This window comes from Thermogemmatispora sp. (genome assembly GCF_019683755.1).
Lineage (GTDB): Bacteria > Chloroflexota > Ktedonobacteria > Ktedonobacterales > Ktedonobacteraceae > Thermogemmatispora.
This window is the reverse complement of the sequence record NZ_JADGHT010000077.1, coordinates 1-16,029: the sequence shown is the minus strand read 5'-3', so window position 1 is coordinate 16,029 and position 16,029 is coordinate 1. Positions and strand designations below refer to the sequence as shown.

General features: G+C 56.1%; 11 protein-coding genes. 1 reads left to right on the top strand and 10 read right to left on the bottom strand.

The annotated features are described in order from the left end of the window. Positions 1-1,263, bottom strand: a 1,263-nt coding sequence (locus IRZ24_RS07580) for a methylmalonyl-CoA mutase family protein (RefSeq protein ID WP_297161986.1), incomplete at its 3' end; no start/stop codon positions are given. A gap of 208 nt (positions 1,264-1,471) precedes the next feature. Here IRZ24_RS07580 and IRZ24_RS07575 point away from each other — a divergent pair. Further along, on the top strand, positions 1,472-2,806 hold the full coding sequence (locus IRZ24_RS07575) for an MFS transporter (RefSeq protein ID WP_297161984.1): 1,335 nt from the start codon (positions 1,472-1,474) through the stop codon (positions 2,804-2,806). 58 nt (positions 2,807-2,864) lie between these two features. Here the strand turns inward: IRZ24_RS07575 and IRZ24_RS07570 are convergent, their stop codons facing one another. From IRZ24_RS07570 to IRZ24_RS07530, 9 genes are all read right to left on the bottom strand, one after another. Continuing rightward, positions 2,865-4,202, bottom strand: a complete 1,338-nt coding sequence (locus IRZ24_RS07570; protein WP_297161981.1) for a hypothetical protein — start codon at positions 4,200-4,202, stop codon at positions 2,865-2,867. A 40-nt stretch (positions 4,203-4,242) separates the two neighbouring features. Beyond that, a complete protein-coding gene (locus tag IRZ24_RS07565; RefSeq protein ID WP_297161977.1) occupies positions 4,243-7,539 on the bottom strand; it encodes a glycosyltransferase family 39 protein in 3,297 nt (1,098 codons plus the stop codon). Positions 7,540-7,641: 102 nt separating this feature from the next. Continuing rightward, on the bottom strand, positions 7,642-8,331 hold the full coding sequence (locus IRZ24_RS07560) for a hypothetical protein (RefSeq protein ID WP_297161974.1): 690 nt from the start codon (positions 8,329-8,331) through the stop codon (positions 7,642-7,644). A gap of 781 nt (positions 8,332-9,112) precedes the next feature. Next, positions 9,113-10,450, bottom strand: a complete 1,338-nt coding sequence (locus IRZ24_RS07555) for an efflux RND transporter periplasmic adaptor subunit (RefSeq protein WP_297161971.1) — start codon at positions 10,448-10,450, stop codon at positions 9,113-9,115. A gap of 3 nt (positions 10,451-10,453) precedes the next feature. After that, positions 10,454-11,431, bottom strand: coding sequence for a lysylphosphatidylglycerol synthase transmembrane domain-containing protein (locus IRZ24_RS07550; protein ID WP_297161968.1), 978 nt, complete (start codon positions 11,429-11,431; stop codon positions 10,454-10,456). Between the two features lie 239 nt (positions 11,432-11,670). Further along, positions 11,671-12,699: an NAD-dependent epimerase/dehydratase family protein gene (locus IRZ24_RS07545; protein WP_297161965.1), complete on the bottom strand. Its 1,029-nt coding sequence runs from the start codon at positions 12,697-12,699 to the stop codon at positions 11,671-11,673. A 140-nt stretch (positions 12,700-12,839) separates the two neighbouring features. Further along, positions 12,840-13,634 carry a class I SAM-dependent methyltransferase gene (locus tag IRZ24_RS07540; protein ID WP_297161962.1) on the bottom strand — a complete coding sequence of 265 codons (795 nt, stop codon included), beginning with the start codon at positions 13,632-13,634 and terminating at the stop codon, positions 12,840-12,842. Next, positions 13,631-14,926, bottom strand: coding sequence for a glycosyltransferase (locus IRZ24_RS07535; protein ID WP_297161959.1), 1,296 nt, complete (start codon positions 14,924-14,926; stop codon positions 13,631-13,633). Before IRZ24_RS07535 ends, IRZ24_RS07540 begins: the two co-directional genes overlap by 4 nt. Before the next feature lie 83 nt (positions 14,927-15,009). Further along, on the bottom strand, positions 15,010-15,999 hold the full coding sequence (locus tag IRZ24_RS07530; RefSeq protein WP_297161990.1) for a glycosyltransferase family 2 protein: 990 nt from the start codon (positions 15,997-15,999) through the stop codon (positions 15,010-15,012). Positions 16,000-16,029: the final 30 nt, after the last annotated feature.

Below are 16,029 nucleotides of genomic sequence, written 5' to 3'. Positions count from 1 at the left end.
GGGGTCAACAGTGTTGGTGACGCCGCTCTCATGGGCGATGATCTGCTGTGTACGCAGGGCAATCAGGGCAGCTTTCTCTGTGGGGAGGGCCAGGGCTTCATCGAGGGCGTTGGTATGGAGCGACTGCGTGCCGCCAAGCACGGCTGCCAGCGCCTGGATGGTTGTGCGTATAATATTGTTCTCTGGCTGCTGCGCCGTGAGAGAGACACCGGCTGTCTGGGCATGGCAGCGGAGAAGCCAGGAACGTGGATTTTTGGCTCCATAGCGCTCACGCATGAGCTTGGCCCAGATGCGGCGCGCCGCGCGGAATTTAGCGATCTCTTCAAAGAAATCATTGTGTACGTCGAAGAAGAAGGAGAGTCGCGGCGCGAATTCATCGATCTTCAGACCTCGTTGAAGGGCCGCTTCTACATAAGTCATGCCGTTGGCAATAGTGAAGGCCAGCTCTTGGACAGCCGTAGCACCTGCCTCTCTGATGTGATAGCCGCTGATGCTTACGGTGTTCCAGCGCGGCATGTAGCGCGCTCCAAACTCGATGGTATCAACGACGAGCCGTAGCGAGGGCTCAGGCGGGAAGAGAAACTCTTTCTGAGCAATGTATTCTTTTAGGATATCGTTTTGTAGCGTTCCTCCCAGTTTGTCGCGCGGGTAACCCTGCTTCTCGGCATTGACGATATACATCGCCCAGATGACTGCCGCAGGGCTGTTGATAGTCATGGAGGTCGTAATCCGATCAAGCGGGATGTCTTTAAAGAGGATTTCCATGTCGGCCAAGGAGGAGACCGCCACCCCACATTTGCCGAACTCGCCGGCGGCCATAGGGTGATCTGTATCGTAGCCATAGAGTGTGGGCATATCAAAGGCTGTCGATAGCCCTGTCTGCCCCTGCTGTAGGAGGTACTTAAAGCGCGCATTTGTATCCTCAGCCGTGCCGAAACCGGCAAACATCCGCATGGTCCACGGCTTGGCCCGATACATCGTCGGCTGCACGCCGCGAGTAAAAGGATACTCACCCGGCAGACCTATATCGCGCATGTAATCCAGGTGGGCGACATCCAGCGGGGTATAGAGGCGCTTAATGGGCACGCTGGAGGTGGTTACCAGGTGTTCGCGCTCAGGCATGCGCTCAAGCGACTGTCTGACTGTGGTCTCTTCCCAGCGCCGTTGCTCGGCTGCCAACCGCTCAAGTTCAGCCTTATCAAAGAGGGTTCCCTGCACAAGGCGGGGTTCCTTACCAACATCTACAGATTCCTGGTCTAGCATGCCGCTCACTCCTCTTCATCGAGAGAGAACCCTTCGGGACGGCCTGAGCCTTTGACATCGCCGTCCCCCGGGATGATTTCCACAGTTGTATTGTACCATAGCTGTGGCCTCCATATAGCTCACTGCCTATTGATCAGCGAGCGCCTTCTTCTTTCTTCTCTCTCGTCTCTCACTTCCTTCCATGTTACACTTAACTAGGAGGGATCTTATGTCACAGGCAGAGCAGAAAGTGACTGATGAACTGAGTCGCGATGCTGCGCTCTCAGAAGAGCAGATTGCTACTTTGCCCGCAGCAGGACGTGATCTGTTTCTGGTCAGTACAGCCCATGCTTTCATTCATGCTGTCACTGTCCTCATGCCGCTTGTCTATCCCCTGATCCAGGAGGAGTATCATCTCAGTTATACCCAGATTGGCTTGGTGGTGGCCCTCCCCAATGCTCTTGGAGGGTTCCTTCAGGTGATTTTCGGTCTCCTCAGTCGCTATATCTTGCGCAAGGTGCTGCTCGGCATCGGCACGATCCTCGGCGGCTTGAGCACTTTTTTTACTGGCACGATCAATGGCTTCTGGTCTCTGCTCACCTGGAGTACTGCCTTTCGGCTGGCTACTGCCCCGCAACACCCAGTCGGCAGCTCTTATTTGACTGACCGCTATGGCCAGCGTCGCCATGGTTATGCTCTGGCCTGGCACATTGCCGGCGGTAATATCGGTACCTTGGCCGTGCCTTTCATCGCAGGTCCCTTGCTAGGACTCTGGGGCTGGCGCCCATTGCTCTACGTGGCCGCCTTGCCAGGTATTCTAATCGGTATCGCCATTCTGATTCTGCTTGAGGAGCGCGGACCGCTCGATCGGCGTCATCGCGCTCGGCAGCAAGCGGTGGGGAACGCCCCATCACCGGCTTGGAGCCTTGTCGTGCACGGGCCTAAGCTGCTCCAGGCGGGCCTAAGCTTGTTGCTGCCGTTGCGCGATCGTACCCTTCTAATTATCATGACTGTTTCGATTATCGCGGCTGGCGGGCGTGGCCTGGGCAATGTGACGACCTATGTCCCTTTATATCTGCAGAACGTACGTCATGTTGACAGCCGTCTTCAGGGAATACTCCTGACCTTGCTGCTCCTTGGCAGTGTGATTGGTCCGCTGCTCGGCGGACGGCTCTCGGATCGCCTGGGGCGTCGCCCTATGCTCTATCTGTTCTACGGGGCCTCAGTTGTTACAACTCTCCTCTTCATTGAGGTCGCTCGTCCTGGTATGCCTTTCTGGCTTATCCCGCCGGCATTGCTGCTGATGGGACTGGCTGTTTATGCCGAAGCTCCTCTCCTTCAAGCCTACCTGGCCGACTCAGCTAGTCGCGATTTGCGCGACAATGCCTTTAGTTTGTACTTTGCGCTCGCTTTCGGCGTCGGCTCCGCCTGGGGAGCTATCATCGGTTGGCTCATTGATCGGTTTGGCTTCCAGATTGCCTTTATCGTGATGGCGCTCTCCTATCTTTTGGCCGGCGGCCTGCTGACTCTGATTCGTCAGCAACCAAGAGCCAACCAGTGTTAGCAAGGGTCTCGCCCTTCGACCTTTCTTGGCTGCTCATGCTCTGGGTTGCCACAGGGGTCTATGACGGCAGGAGTACGCTGAATAAAGCGTTGAGTGCGCAACCCATTGCCTCCGAGGTGAAATAGTCTTCTTTACCGATTCCAGCACCGGGTTTGCTTATGTAGATCTGGAAATCAGCGCTCAGGCGATAAAAGTAGCCATGATAGGTGTGCTCGTAGAATGGCCCTAAGAGTAAAGCAATCAGGGAACGCTCCTCGCTGACGAAGGGAGCGCCGGCTTGGGCATTATAGAGGTGCAGGCCATTCACAGTGAGACACTGAGCACGCGTCTCCTTATAATCTTGGATGACTTTGCCATCGCTCAGGCGGAGAGCAAAGTAGAAGCCCCCGCGCTGCGTATCCCAGAGACCACTAGTGACGAAGAGACTTCGCAACAACACGCCTGCCAGCGCCAGGTACTGACTTTGACCGGTGAGGCGATAAGCGAGCACCAGTGCTGTAACGGCTTCTCCCTCGGCGGCTGCTCTGACCTCATCATTTTGTGGCTGATCGTGGCCAGTAGAACCAGCTAGCATGCTCTCATGAAGCAAGTGCCGATGGGGGTCAAAGGCCATCTTGATGATGTGCTGCAGGGTTCGCTCTCCGGCCTCTCTCCACGCCGGCATCTGCCAGCGTTTTCCTGCGTCGATGAGAGCTGCGCCACACTCTAGCGTGTGAGCAGTGTTGTAGTCTGGTGGCCGATGAAGCCGATCATAGACTGTTCCCGCGAGCGGATCGTACCAGAAGCGATAGAATCGCTCGGCTAGCTCATGCGCTTCTTCCAGCAAGGAGGCATCAGGCAGGGTGAGGCCTAAAGTAAGAAGAGCGAAGTAGATCCAGCCTTTGGGTAGGTTATAGTTTTGAAATGCAAACTTGACCACTGCCAGAGTGCGTTGAAGATCAGCCTGATAAATCGTGATGCCTGGATGGAGACGCTGATAAGCGCTTAAGGCACTGAGGTAGAGTAGATCAACCTGGGGATCATGTTTTTCTTGTCTCCCTTTTTGGGCATCAGGGTGCACCGCATTGATACGCCGGGGATCGGTCATTTTCCAGTTGATGAACAGGCCGCCGGTGCGCAGGCCACGTGTCATGGCCTGCGCATTCCAGGCATGCTCGTGCATGTTCTCCAGCACCTGGTCAATCACTCTCTCAGCCTGCTGGCGCCAGTCCGGCGACAAGGCCAGCGCGGTCATCGCAGCCGGGCTGTGGGCCGCGGTAGGAGTAAGACTGTTCCCAATCAGCAAAGGTGGACGTGGAAGCCGCTCCCAAAGTGGGGCACAGCTCACGAGATAGCCTGCTGCTGTGATAATCACCCAGATCACGATCACAATCCACACGATGATTCGCATTATCATGTATAACTTCTTTCGCATCACGTTAGACCCTCCGAAATAGCTAACCGCCACGCAGATAAAGAGCCGATGCGTACCCTTCAAAGACGAGGTGCACATCGGAAGGGAAGACAAAGCGCTTTCTAACAGCGGCCTCATATGGCCCGTTATCTGAGACAATCCAGATCCGCGTATGCTCAGCTAGCACCGCGGCAAAATCATCCTGGTTGAGGAGAGCCTCCGCCGCGGAGGCGGTTTCGATGATATGCCCACGCCGCTCCATGAGATAGAGAGCACGATCAATAGAGAAAAAGTAATCAACTTGCCCCACATAGTAGCGTACGCAGTTGGCGGGAGCTACCGCAATTACCACGTCTCCTCGGCGTAGATGCTGCCGTAGGTAGGCCCCAACAAGATCATAGTCGGCGTAGTGACGGTGATGGGGAAGGCCCAGCAGCCGGCTTAAGCATAGATTGCTTGCGCTCATCGCTATCAACGGCGCAATTAAGAGAAGAGCACAAAGCATACCCGAGCTTCCTATCAGCAAGAGGCGCTGACAGGCCGCTACTTGCCTCCAGTTACAGTCAGGCGGCGACAAGCCTGCATCCGCCACGGCTGCTGTTAATCTTCCTACGGCCTGGATAAGCTCACTCGTCCCGTAGGCACTGAGCAGGTAGTAGCAAGGTAGCAGCGGATAGAGATAGCGATCAGCCTGGAGCGTGAAGCCGTAGACGAGTGTCAACCAGGCAGCGAGCAAGAACAAGACACAGTAGCAAGGACCTGGCTCTCTGCTACGTATGGCCCGCAGACAGCCAAGCATCAGGCTGACGGAATTGAGGAAGAGCCAGGGCGCCCGCTCGCTGGCTATAGGAGTAAACAGCATGTCTGCATAGAAGATAAAGTTATTGATCGTGAAGTGGACAAGCGGACGCTGCGAAGCATCAGTACCTAGACTAGGCGGATGGCTAAGATGGGTCAGCAAGAGCTGGGCAGCGATGCCCGCCCCACAAAGCAAAGTGGCCCGCTGCCAGGAGGGGGAGAGACAGAGAGCCGAGAGGCTGAGTCGTTGCCGGTCTCTGCAGACCAGAGCGCAGAGTAGCAGGGCAGGCAGGATAATGAAGGTTTCTTCATGACTGAGATAGGTTGCTAACAGGCTGAGCGCTGCTCCATAGATGAGACGAGAGCGCGCTGGGCGTTGCAGGCAGCTATAAAAGAGCAGCAGGGTCAGAAGCGTGAGCAGTTGCGCTTGCTGGTACATACGCATCTGACGCGACCAGACCAGGGCAAGCGGCGAGAAGGCCAGCATGGCTGTTGCCAGCCAGGCTACGCGTCGGGAGAAGAAGTAGCATCCCGCAAGATAGAGTAGCGGCAGAGTCGCCAGGTATTCCCCAACGCTGATGGCACGTGCCAATTCTGGACGCTCACCGAAGAGCCACTGCCAAGCCGCCAACAGATAGGAATAGAGTTCTGCTTTCGTGTAGAGAAAGCCCGAGGGGAAGAGCGGCCAGCCTGTGCTCAGGATGCCGTGTGCAGCATAGTAGCTAGAAAGTTCGTCCTGCCAGTAAGGCTCATAAGCGAGCTGATAGCCAGACAGGAGCAGCGCTATGACCACGACTGGCGCCAGCGTACCCCAAAAGTGCCAGGATCGCCAAAGAGATCGCAATGTCGACTGGTAGTTAGACGGCAGCGACCTCCAGCCTTGTAGCCGGCTCCATACCTCTGAGCTAGCCGTCATATTCGTACTCGTCTCTACCGTCGTCCCCTTGGTCTGATTGCCTGGCCCTAATAACACTATCGAGCTGGCCTGACGCCTGGCGCTGGCCCAGATCACCCAGGCCAGCGCCGCATAGTCCAGCAGAAGCAGTGCTCCCAGGAATACCAGCCAGAACCAGGTATACAGCCAGGGATGTGGAAAGACTGGGAGGTGAGATAGCACAATGAGCAGGCAAATAAGTATCAGAGGCGGTACTACTGCCAGGCTCAATGGCCTCCAGACCAGACGAGGTGGTGCGGGACGGCCTACGCTGAGCAGGAAGCCCAGCATCAGCCAGGGCAATCCAACAATCGCCATCGCTGCGCTGATAACTAGCCATCCTTCGGTGGGAGCGGAGAGTAATGAAGGTGAGATTAGGGAGACGGCGCTCAGGTACGGCAGAGACAAAGGAGCTGAGGCGAGTTCCAGCGGAACCGATGACCAGGGCTTCAGCGCTTGCTCTGCCTCTGGCTGTCCACAGGCCTGGTGGTTAACTAGCCGCCAGGCTCCCGATGGCTCGAGCCAGAGCTCCCGACCTTGGCTACGCTCGATCATGATGTCGGTCAGTACCGTGACCTTGCCAGACCATTGTTCTACTTGTCTATTAGCCAACGGCACAGAGGCAAACACATGGATGGCAAGCGTGTTGTGACCAAAGTGCATCCAGGGCGATATATTATAGAGCGTCACGGGAAGGGTAGCTTGATAATTCGCTTGCGCAGAAGATGGCTTGAAAGGCAGCGACTGCCATCCTCCGTACAGAGTTGTCAGCAACCTGCCATTCAGATAGATACTCGTCCGCGCAGTACTGCCGAGCCGTAGCCAGACTCTGGCTGTTTTTTCTGGTACATCGAGGAGTCTAAAAAAACAGGCATCGTAGCCGTTAGTTCTGAGCCACAAGCGCGGCAGAGGTTGCTGATAAAGGCGTGGATTCACTGAGAGGAAAGGGGAGGAGTCCATCCTTTCCGAAAGGACCCGGGCCTGCCTCCAGCCAGTGGCATCGAAGCCGGGTAGGCTCCAGGCATTGGGTCCAACCGCATCACGAGGATGGGCCAGGCCGCTTTGAGAGGTCGCGCGCCAGGTTTCTCCAGAGCCATGGTGATAGACTGTCGCCCCCTCTCTGATCTCCAGTAAAGCTCTTAGGGCCGGTAACGCTAAGTCAGCATTGGCAACGCGCACGGCAATGATGTTGACACCGATACGTAAAGCAGGCCGGATATCATAGATGTAGGCTCGAGGAGCAAACTGACCATTATTGCTGCCCAGCGACACACCATTGACAGCCAGAGTGAAGGTCTGCCGCGCTGCTACTGTGAGAACCGCCGCTGCCGGCCATGTATTGAGGTGCAGTGCATAACGAAAGTAGGCAACGGGTGCCCCGCCATCTGCCGCCGTAATCCAGCGGGCTTCTCCCCAGCCAGGATCAAAATCGATTGGCTGGGGGACCATAGTAACCTGCCAGGCAAACCAGGCCGCTCCTAACATGGCTAACAGCAGTAAACAGAGACTGCCAGCACAGGGGAAAAAGCATCGAATCGAGAAGAGGAGAGGCCTTCGTTGAGCCTGCTGCTTAGACAGCACTGGCCCGATCAGCCGCCCAGCTATCATACGCCTCCATAGCCAGAGATTCACCATAAAACCCTACAACCGTCCCTTCTTGCTGCTTTCCTTCTGCCTTGCTACGTGCAATCTTGCCCATCTCAAAGCGTCCTAGTGCAATCCTGAAAGTGCTTCCCGTGCCGTATTATTGCGATAATCGGGGTCGAGCGTGACAGCCGTGAGCAAAGCCTCCCGCCCCTGAAGAGAGTGTCCCAGAGCAATTTCCGCTAGGCCGATATAGGTATAGGCAGATGAGCGGAGATCATTATCCAGGGAGAGCGCCAGCAGGATGCTCATTTCAGCCAAGCAGCTACGATAGTTGTGTAGATCATAGGCAGCTCTACCAAGAAGATAATGAGCATAGAGGCTGTGCGGATTGACCTGCACGAGGCGCATGAGCCAACCTTGAGCGATACTTAGCCGATGGTTCCGCTCCAGCGTATCTCCTGAGAGCAAAGCGGGAGGCCAGGCGGCTTCTACCAGACCTGCCAGAGCTTCGCTAAGGGCCGCGGTTAACCACGGCTCAGGGGATTCTTGCTGTTGCTGCCTATGGCTTAACCAGAGCGGGAATAGTACCTGATAGGCCCGTAAGTAAGCTCGCCCCTGAAGGAAAGAGCGAGCCAGCGCAAAGCTTACTGTTTCTCCTTGGGAGCGCGGCTCTAAACCAGCGAGGATCAAGCCAAGTCGCTCTTGATAGGCTTCAGAGTTGCCAGTGGCCGGGGCAATCTGACGAGAGCGTTCTAACCAGTTCAGAGCTTGTTGATAGTCACCCGCAGCGATGGCGCAATCCACCTGTTGCATAGACAGCCATGATCCAAGCGGAGCGCTGCTTGCCAGCAATAAGCATCCTCCTACCAGCGCCATCAGGCAGGGCGAACGTAAAAGGCGCAGTTGAATAAGTGGAACGAGTGGCCAGGACTCTCTCCTCTCATTAGGACATCGAAGCCATAAGCATAGGCCAATGAGGGGTAGCACAGCCCCTGGTCGCAGTTGATCCACCAACAAGACTCCACGCCAGTGGAGTCTTGCCATGTCCAGCGCAAAGGGCGCAGTGATTGGGAGCCAGTCCCGGGGAAGATTGTAGCCTAAGTGGCGTAGGATGAGCTGAGCCTCCAGCTTATGATAAGCCAGCTCATCGCCTTGCTGCGTGTCAACACTGATGAAGTGGAGCAGAAACACCCAGAGCGGCAATAAGCAGCAGATTCCAGCTAAGCGATGGCACCAGCCGCCCTGAAGGGTGGGTGAAGCAGCAGTGATAGTGCTCCTTGATGGCTTCAAAGTAGCGCAGCCCAAGCAAACAAGAGCCGCAAGGCAAGAGCCTGCCCCTACACTTGTCAGAGCGGCACCTGCTGAATCTGGCACCGCCAATGACCATCCTGAAGCAAGCGGTATCTCCCAAGGAGAATAGACTCTATGAAAAGGATCTGCTAACCAGGGCAAGCCACTCGCTCCTAGCATCACACCCCCCGCCAGAAGCAGACAGCCACGATCAAGGATCCATCTTGTCCAGTATCTCCACTCCAGCCACTCCACCATTGCATTTTCTCTTTTTACTTTCATTTCAATTTCCCCAAGTATATATTTATTCATCCTCTAATCCAATTACTCGCACCTCTTGCCCATTGTGCAAGTTAGCCAGACCGACCAAAACCACTAGGTTTCCCCTGTTCAGACCACTGTCAATAAAGATTCGATCAGAAGAACGAGCTATCACATGTACAGGGCGCAGATAAGCCTTGTGCTGCTGGACAATAAAGACAGCAGGCGCCAGATCTAAATCTAGGACTGCTAGTCGCGGTAGTTCCAGCGCTTTACCTTGCACAGCAATGCGCACAAAGACACTCATACCTGGTAGGAGTATGCCCCGGCGATTATCCAGCCCTACCCAGACCTCGAAGGTATCCGTCTGAGGGTCGACACGTGGCACAATGGTCAATACTGTTCCTCTAAGCACAGGTCCCTCTTCACTAGCGACAAAGATCTCAGCAGACTGGCCTGGATGGAGTAATCCAAGGGCCTTTAAGGGCAGCCGGGCATGAACGATTACTTTGGACTGGTCGCTGATTGTCAAGAGGGGGGCATTCGCTGCAAACAATTGGCCGGCCACGACATTGATCGCTGTCACGGCTCCGCTAAGAGGCGTTAGCAAGCAGTTCTCTGAAAGCAAGGATGAAGAGCGGGCCTGCAGAGTTTCATACTTGCTTTTGGCCAGCGCGTAACGCTGACGGGCTTGGGCCACAGCAGACAGATTCCCGCTGATCATCATTTCCTGCAAATAATTCTCCGCTGCCATCATCTCATCCTTGGCCTGCTTCAGCTGCAGAGACAACTCTACTGGATCAAGGCGCAAGAGGGCCTGACCAGCTTTGATAAAGTCGCCAACCTTGACCAGCAGAGCATCAACTTTGCCTGAGAAGGGGAGAGAGAGGACTAGCTGCCTCTGAGGATAGACCAGGCCTTCTCCTGCCAGGCTCTGATCGTAGTCCTGTTGTTGGGCCTGATAAAGTATTACCGCTGGCGCTGAAGAGCGTAGCAGAGCTAGCCAGCCCAACACAAGCAAGACAAGCAAGCTGCTACAGCTAAGAGCCATCAGAAAGCGACGGCGATGCTGAGTATGTTTCCACCTGCCTGGCAGAATGCGCAGGCGTAGGGTTTCCACCTGCCACACCGGAGGCTCCTCAAGTTTCCCAGATCGTACCGGCGGCAAGGACTGGGGGATGAAAGCTTGCTGAGGCTGTCCCCCAGTGTTGGTGTTAGTGCCAGCATCTTGCTCTTCCCCCACGGTATTCACCGCCTCCGGCAGGCAAGGCAGGGCAGCAGGAGCCTCTTCCTCATCGAAGTAAAAACGCACTTGGGACGAAGGCATACCGAAGCCCGGCTTGAACTGGCGCCGTTTGGGTTTAGCTGGCTGCTGGGCCATTGCTCACTTTTCCTCCTTCCTCCTGAGAAGGTAGACAAGCCAGCCACTTAGGGCCAGCCCCAGGCTCTGAGCACCCACACAGCCAGCCAGCAACAAGGCCTTATCCACGGGCACATGATAGAGAGCCAGGATACAGACTAGAGCGCCTTCCCGTAATCCAAGGCCATTGAATAAAGAAAGAGGAAGCGTAGCGGCAAGGGCCGCCAGTGACATGGTCACAAAGTAGCAGGGCAGTGGCAGATGGATACCGAGGGCCAGACCATAGCCATAGTAGTTTAGCGCAGCCACGACCCAGAAAGAGAAGCTCAAGCCCAGCGCAGGCAGAAAAGCCCCCGGTCTGACAGCGATAATCAGCAGGGCAGCCCTTAGCCTCGTGCCCAGCCGAAAGCGAAGGGGGCAATAGTCAGCCTCGGCTTGCCGACCTCCCTTAGCCTGTCTGGCAGCCAGCCTGGCCCCCCCCAACAGGCCCACCGGCACGAGCGTAATCAGCAAACTGACCGCAGCGGCTACGGCCCCTAAGGGGGCAGGCAAGAGCTGCCCCCACACACAGAGCGTTCCCCCAAGCGACAGCCCCAGGGCTAGCAAACCTAGCAAGCGCGCCAGGGCCAGCGTTCCGACGGCCAACGCATAGGAGCCGAGTATACGACCGCAGTAAAGAGCCTTGATGGCATCGCCTCCTATTCCCAGCGGTAGCCAATGGCCAAAGGCGATACCAATCAGATAGAGCCTGATCAGCTCGGCCAAATCAATGCGCATGCCCTGAGCGAGCAATAGGGCATACCACTGGAAAGCGCTAATCACTACGCAGAGTAGTCCTCCGCTTCCGCCCAGCAGCAGGCAAGCATAGCTAAGATGACTGTGGCCCAACTCGCTCCACGCAGCAGAGGTGGCGAGCAGCCTCCAGACAAGCCCTCCCACAGTCATCAGCAGCACCGTTCCTAACACCAGTTGCCAAGCACCCCCTCCGCGCAGCAAGCCCATAGCATAGCGAGCTCCAGCGCTTTTAGAGGTCCAGCCAGCGAGTGAGGCGGCGACCGATAAATGACCCGCCTCACTCGCATCCTCAGTCAGACAAGGCGGTTCCGCCTCCCCTTCCAAAGGGCACAGCCTAACACGCGTCAACCTTCTTGGCCGAGAGAAGCCCTGTGGAACCAGCAGCTTAGTGTCTTTTTCGCCGTGAGAGACCAGGTTAACAGGGGAGGTTGTAAGCTGGAGCCTTCTCATTGTCCTTCCTCCCCACCCTCGGTAGCCGGCTTATCCTGGCGAGACAGCGACCAACCCTGATACAAACGAGAAGTCAGGCTACGGGCATAAGCGATCACATAATCTAGCTCTCTTCGCAATCCCTCACGCAGTCCCACCCGCGGCGAGTAACCCAGAACAAGGCTCGCCTGCGAGATATCCGCAAAGGTATCATGAGCCTCGCCGCGCTGTTCATCGAGGAATACCACCGGCAGAGGCGCGCCGCTAATCTCCCCTAGCAGGTCAAGCACCTCGAGAATGCTGACACGCACTCCCCCCGCAATATTCAAGGCCATCCCCACTGCCGCCGGAGCTGTCGCCGCTAACAGATTGGCCTCCACCACATCATCCACATAGGTTACATCGCGTGTCTGGAGTCCATCGCCATACACATGGGCAGGCTGCCCACTGACCAGCGCAGAACAGAAGCGATAAAAAGCCATATCAGGTCGTTGCCGAGGGCCATAGACAGTAAAGTAGCGTAGAATTACCACCGGCAGACCATAGTTACGGTGATAGAGCATGCACAGCTGCTCAGTAGCAACCTTGGTCACGCCATAGGGAGACACAGGGCGGAGCGGAGCCATTTCATTGACGGGCAAACGCGTAGCCTCACCATAGACTGCTGAAGAGGAGGCACAGATGAAACGCCGCACATTGCCTGCGCGGACAGCAGCCTCTAGTAGACGTTGAGTAGCCAGTACATTGGCATCTACATAACGTCCAAACTCGGTGCCCCATCCCTGCCGCACACCAGCCCGAGCTGCTAAATGGAACACCCAGTCAACTCCATCGAGCAGTGAGACCAGAGGCAGCCGCAGCAGATCCCCCTCAATAAAGTCAAAGCGGCTAGAAGACAAAAGCCCCTCGATATTCTGCTCCTTGACCTGACGCGGATAGCAATCATTAAAGACATCAATGCCACAGACCTCATGTCCCTCTGAGAGAAGACGCTCAGCCAGATGGGACCCAATAAAACCGGCAACACCGGTAATCAGACAGCGCATGCCTTTGCCTCCACCACCTGTTTTGCTTGTAGAGAACGATAGAACAAATCGATCAATAGAGACAAGATCTGTTTTAGAAGGCTGGAAAGCCGACAGAGATCCACTTTCAGCAATACCACTACAGCCGATACTTCTCACTATCAGCACCTCACTGCTAAGAAAGCCAACTCGCTTCCAGCTCGCCTGATACAGCGGGAAGAGAAGCGAATGAGAGGGAGAAAGAGCGGAGCCAATGCGGCGAAGCAGGGACCACGGAGGCGACGGCCTGAGAAGACTCCCGCTAATAGCCATGCACAGAGACACCAGTAGTACATTAGATTAAGAGGATCACGCGAATCGTAGCGGGCCACACGAAAATTGCAGGCTTCAAGCAGAGCATACATTTCAGGCACAGTGTAGCCTGGACGCACATGGCCATCTTCCCTTTCAGCCGCTGGCAGTAGTTTCCGACCAGCAGCAGGAACTTGTAACACCAGGAGCCCCCCAGGGCGTAACACGGCGGCGATCTCTCTGAGCAGCGCGAGATCATCCCAGATATGTTCCAGGATTGCCAGACAGCAGACCCCATCGAACAATCCCAGCTCTAGCTCCCTAAGCCGGCACACGTCAGCGGCGAGAAAGCGCGCGCTATACAGCCCTGCACGAGACGCTACGGCTGTAGCGCGAGCTACTTTGTGCTCATCGCGCTCAATCCCTACCGCCTTAGCACCGCAGGCAGCTAATCTGAGCGTCAGATCGCCGATGCCACAGCCGAGATCTAGCCAGCGTTCTCCCCGCACACTGTAGCCGCGCAAGACCGAACGTAGCAGATCAAGACGAATCGTCTTCCCCAGAGGGGGCTCCAGCAACGCCAGATAGAGGTGAACCAGCCAGCGAGGCAATCGTAATTCTTCAGCCGCCGCCTCGGCGAAAAGTTCACGCAAATAGCGCTTCATTGGCAGGCACTCCCTCTCTTAGCGGCCACCACTTCGGCATAGAGGCGCTGCTGCTGTGCCACAAAGGAAGACCAGCTCCAGCGTCTGTTAGCGAATCGCCGGGCTGCACAGGCCAAAGCGCGCGCATAACTCGGATTCTCCAGGAGGAAGAGGGTACCGGCGGCCAGCCCATGCGGCGTTGGGGGGACTAGCAGGGCCACTTCGGGCGTAAGTACCTGGGTGTGAGCAGCAATCAAGGTCGCTAGCAAGGGCTTGCCGGAATACAGGTAGCTTGCCAGCTTCAATGGCGTGTTGGCTCCTGCACAACGCGGGCTCACCAGGATCGTTGCCTGCTCCATATAGATGGGCATCTCCATAGCAGGACGCTGACCGAGAAACTCTACACCATCCTCAATGCCCAGGCGTCGACAGCGTAGCTGCAAAGCTGCAATCTGATCTGGTCGCCCGCCAACGATCAGGTAACGGACTGTAGGACAGCGCCGTCGTACCAGGACAGCGCTCTCTAGCAGCAGCTCAATTCCCTGGTAGCGCTCCAATGTTCCGGTGTAGAGCACCAACGGTCCCGTCTCACAGGACTCAGGTAACAACTCATACTGACCGAGGCTAGTCACCGTCTCTCTTTGCGCCGGAGCCGTTATAGCAAGCCCGTCTGCTCCTGTCAGTCGTCCAGCTTCCCCCTTCCTCAGACACCTTTCCCTAGCAGCCTCTGACAGATCTGCTGAGAGGGTCTCTGGCAAGATCACATTCTCGATCAGATAGGTCCTACCGCGAGCGCCCATCTGCCAGGCTTCCTGCTCTAGAGCTGGACAGATCGCCACGACCGCACTGGCATGACGAATAACCCAGCGCTGCAACCATCTCAAGATGTGCAGCATCCAGCGCCGACGTGCATAGCCGAGGCAGGCCGCCTGTTGAGCAAGATTAGAGTGCATATAATAGACATGTCGGCAGCGAAAGAGCGCTGCCAGCACAACACCGCAGACACCAGCTTCTTCATGGGTGCAGATACAGTCATAGCGCTGACAGCAAAGTCGCCAACAAGCCCAAAGGAAGAGCACTAGATCGAAGAACAGCTTCGCGCTAGAAGGGCCAATACGCACCTCGCGCACGAAGGGCAAGCTAGGGATACGCCAGACGCGCACTCGGGGAAGCGCCACCGGCTCACCAAACGGGTAGGTTACCAAGTCCGTGTGGTGACCCAGCTCACTCAGAGCGCCCAGTTGAGCATAGACACTGAAAGGCACCCCACGGGGCACGAAGAAGGGTTGAGGAGCAATCACCAAGATCTTCATCTTATCCTACCTGCTTCTTCCCCTACAACTTCTCCACAAAGACAAGCTTTCATAGACTTTAGGCATTAAGCATATTCGAAAATCTACCAGCATTGACAGCTTTCTCTCCCGGAGACCGTACAGCGTACAATATACGGCTGCTTGCCCTGCGACTCATGATAGGTACGCATCAGCATCTCCGCCAGTATCCCGATCTGGAGCGAGAGGAGGCCAAAACTGCAACAGCATCCAGCTCCCCACAACAAGGGCCCAGACCAATGGCACCTGCGGGATCTGCCCGTATGCAAGCAGGTCATCAGCAGAGCAACTGGCAAGAAGAAGATGCCCAGAGCAAGCGCCAACAGCCCTGGCAGACCCACCAGGTGCTGAGGGCGAGTGGCGAAGCTGTCGTAGAATTTCAAGAGCAAGAGATCGAGCAGCACACTCAGCGTTCGACCAAGCCCATAGTGTGAGCGCCCAGTATGCCGGGGGTGATGAACCACTTCAACCTCAGCAATGCGCGCGCCGGCCAGAGCGGCATAAGCGGCAATAAAACGATGTGTCTCCCCGTAGAGGGGGACATGAGCGAAGACCGAGCGGCGATAGACCTTGAGTGTGCAGCCGAGATCGTGTAAAGGCACACCAATAGCCCTGGCGATCATGGCATTCGCCAAGCGGGAGAGCAGGCAGCGTAGCCAGGCATCTCCTCGCCGTTTCCTCCTCCATCCACTCACCAAATCATAGCCCTCCTCCAGCTTTGTCAGCAGCCGCGGAATATCCGCTGGATCATTCTGCAGATCAGCATCGAGCAGCGCCAGCACCTCACCCTGGCTGTGGGCCACTCCAGCGGCCAGGGCCGCCGTCTGACCAAAATTGCGGCTCAGCCTCACTACCCTTACAGCGCAATCGGCCGCCGCCAGCCGCTGCAGCAAGGCGAAACTGCCATCGGTACTGCCATCATCAACATAGACAACTTCATACTCAAGTGACATATTACGCATAACAGCGCTGATTCTCTGATGTAAAAGCGACAGGTTCTCAACCTCATTGTGGACAGGGATAACCACAGATAAAGAGCTAGCTTGCTTATCCATGTTTACATGTTTCAACCTTTCATTATTTAA

What these genes read in the sequence shown, in the direction of transcription:
- IRZ24_RS07575 (WP_297161984.1), top strand. Translation starts at nt 1,472, where the DNA reads ATGTCACAGGCAGAGCAGAAAGTGACTGATGAACTGAGTCGCGATGCT.
- IRZ24_RS07570 (WP_297161981.1), bottom strand. Translation starts at nt 4,202, where the DNA reads ATGATAATGCGAATCATCGTGTGGATTGTGATCGTGATCTGGGTGATT.
- IRZ24_RS07565 (WP_297161977.1), bottom strand. Translation starts at nt 7,539, where the DNA reads ATGATAGCTGGGCGGCTGATCGGGCCAGTGCTGTCTAAGCAGCAGGCT.
- IRZ24_RS07560 (WP_297161974.1), bottom strand. Translation starts at nt 8,331, where the DNA reads ATGCAACAGGTGGATTGCGCCATCGCTGCGGGTGACTATCAACAAGCT.
- IRZ24_RS07555 (WP_297161971.1), bottom strand. Translation starts at nt 10,450, where the DNA reads ATGGCCCAGCAGCCAGCTAAACCCAAACGGCGCCAGTTCAAGCCGGGC.
- IRZ24_RS07550 (WP_297161968.1), bottom strand. Translation starts at nt 11,431, where the DNA reads ATGGGCTTGCTGCGCGGAGGGGGTGCTTGGCAACTGGTGTTAGGAACG.
- IRZ24_RS07545 (WP_297161965.1), bottom strand. Translation starts at nt 12,699, where the DNA reads ATGCGCTGTCTGATTACCGGTGTTGCCGGTTTTATTGGGTCCCATCTG.
- IRZ24_RS07540 (WP_297161962.1), bottom strand. Translation starts at nt 13,634, where the DNA reads ATGAAGCGCTATTTGCGTGAACTTTTCGCCGAGGCGGCGGCTGAAGAA.
- IRZ24_RS07535 (WP_297161959.1), bottom strand. Translation starts at nt 14,926, where the DNA reads ATGAAGATCTTGGTGATTGCTCCTCAACCCTTCTTCGTGCCCCGTGGG.
- IRZ24_RS07530 (WP_297161990.1), bottom strand. Translation starts at nt 15,999, where the DNA reads ATGGATAAGCAAGCTAGCTCTTTATCTGTGGTTATCCCTGTCCACAAT.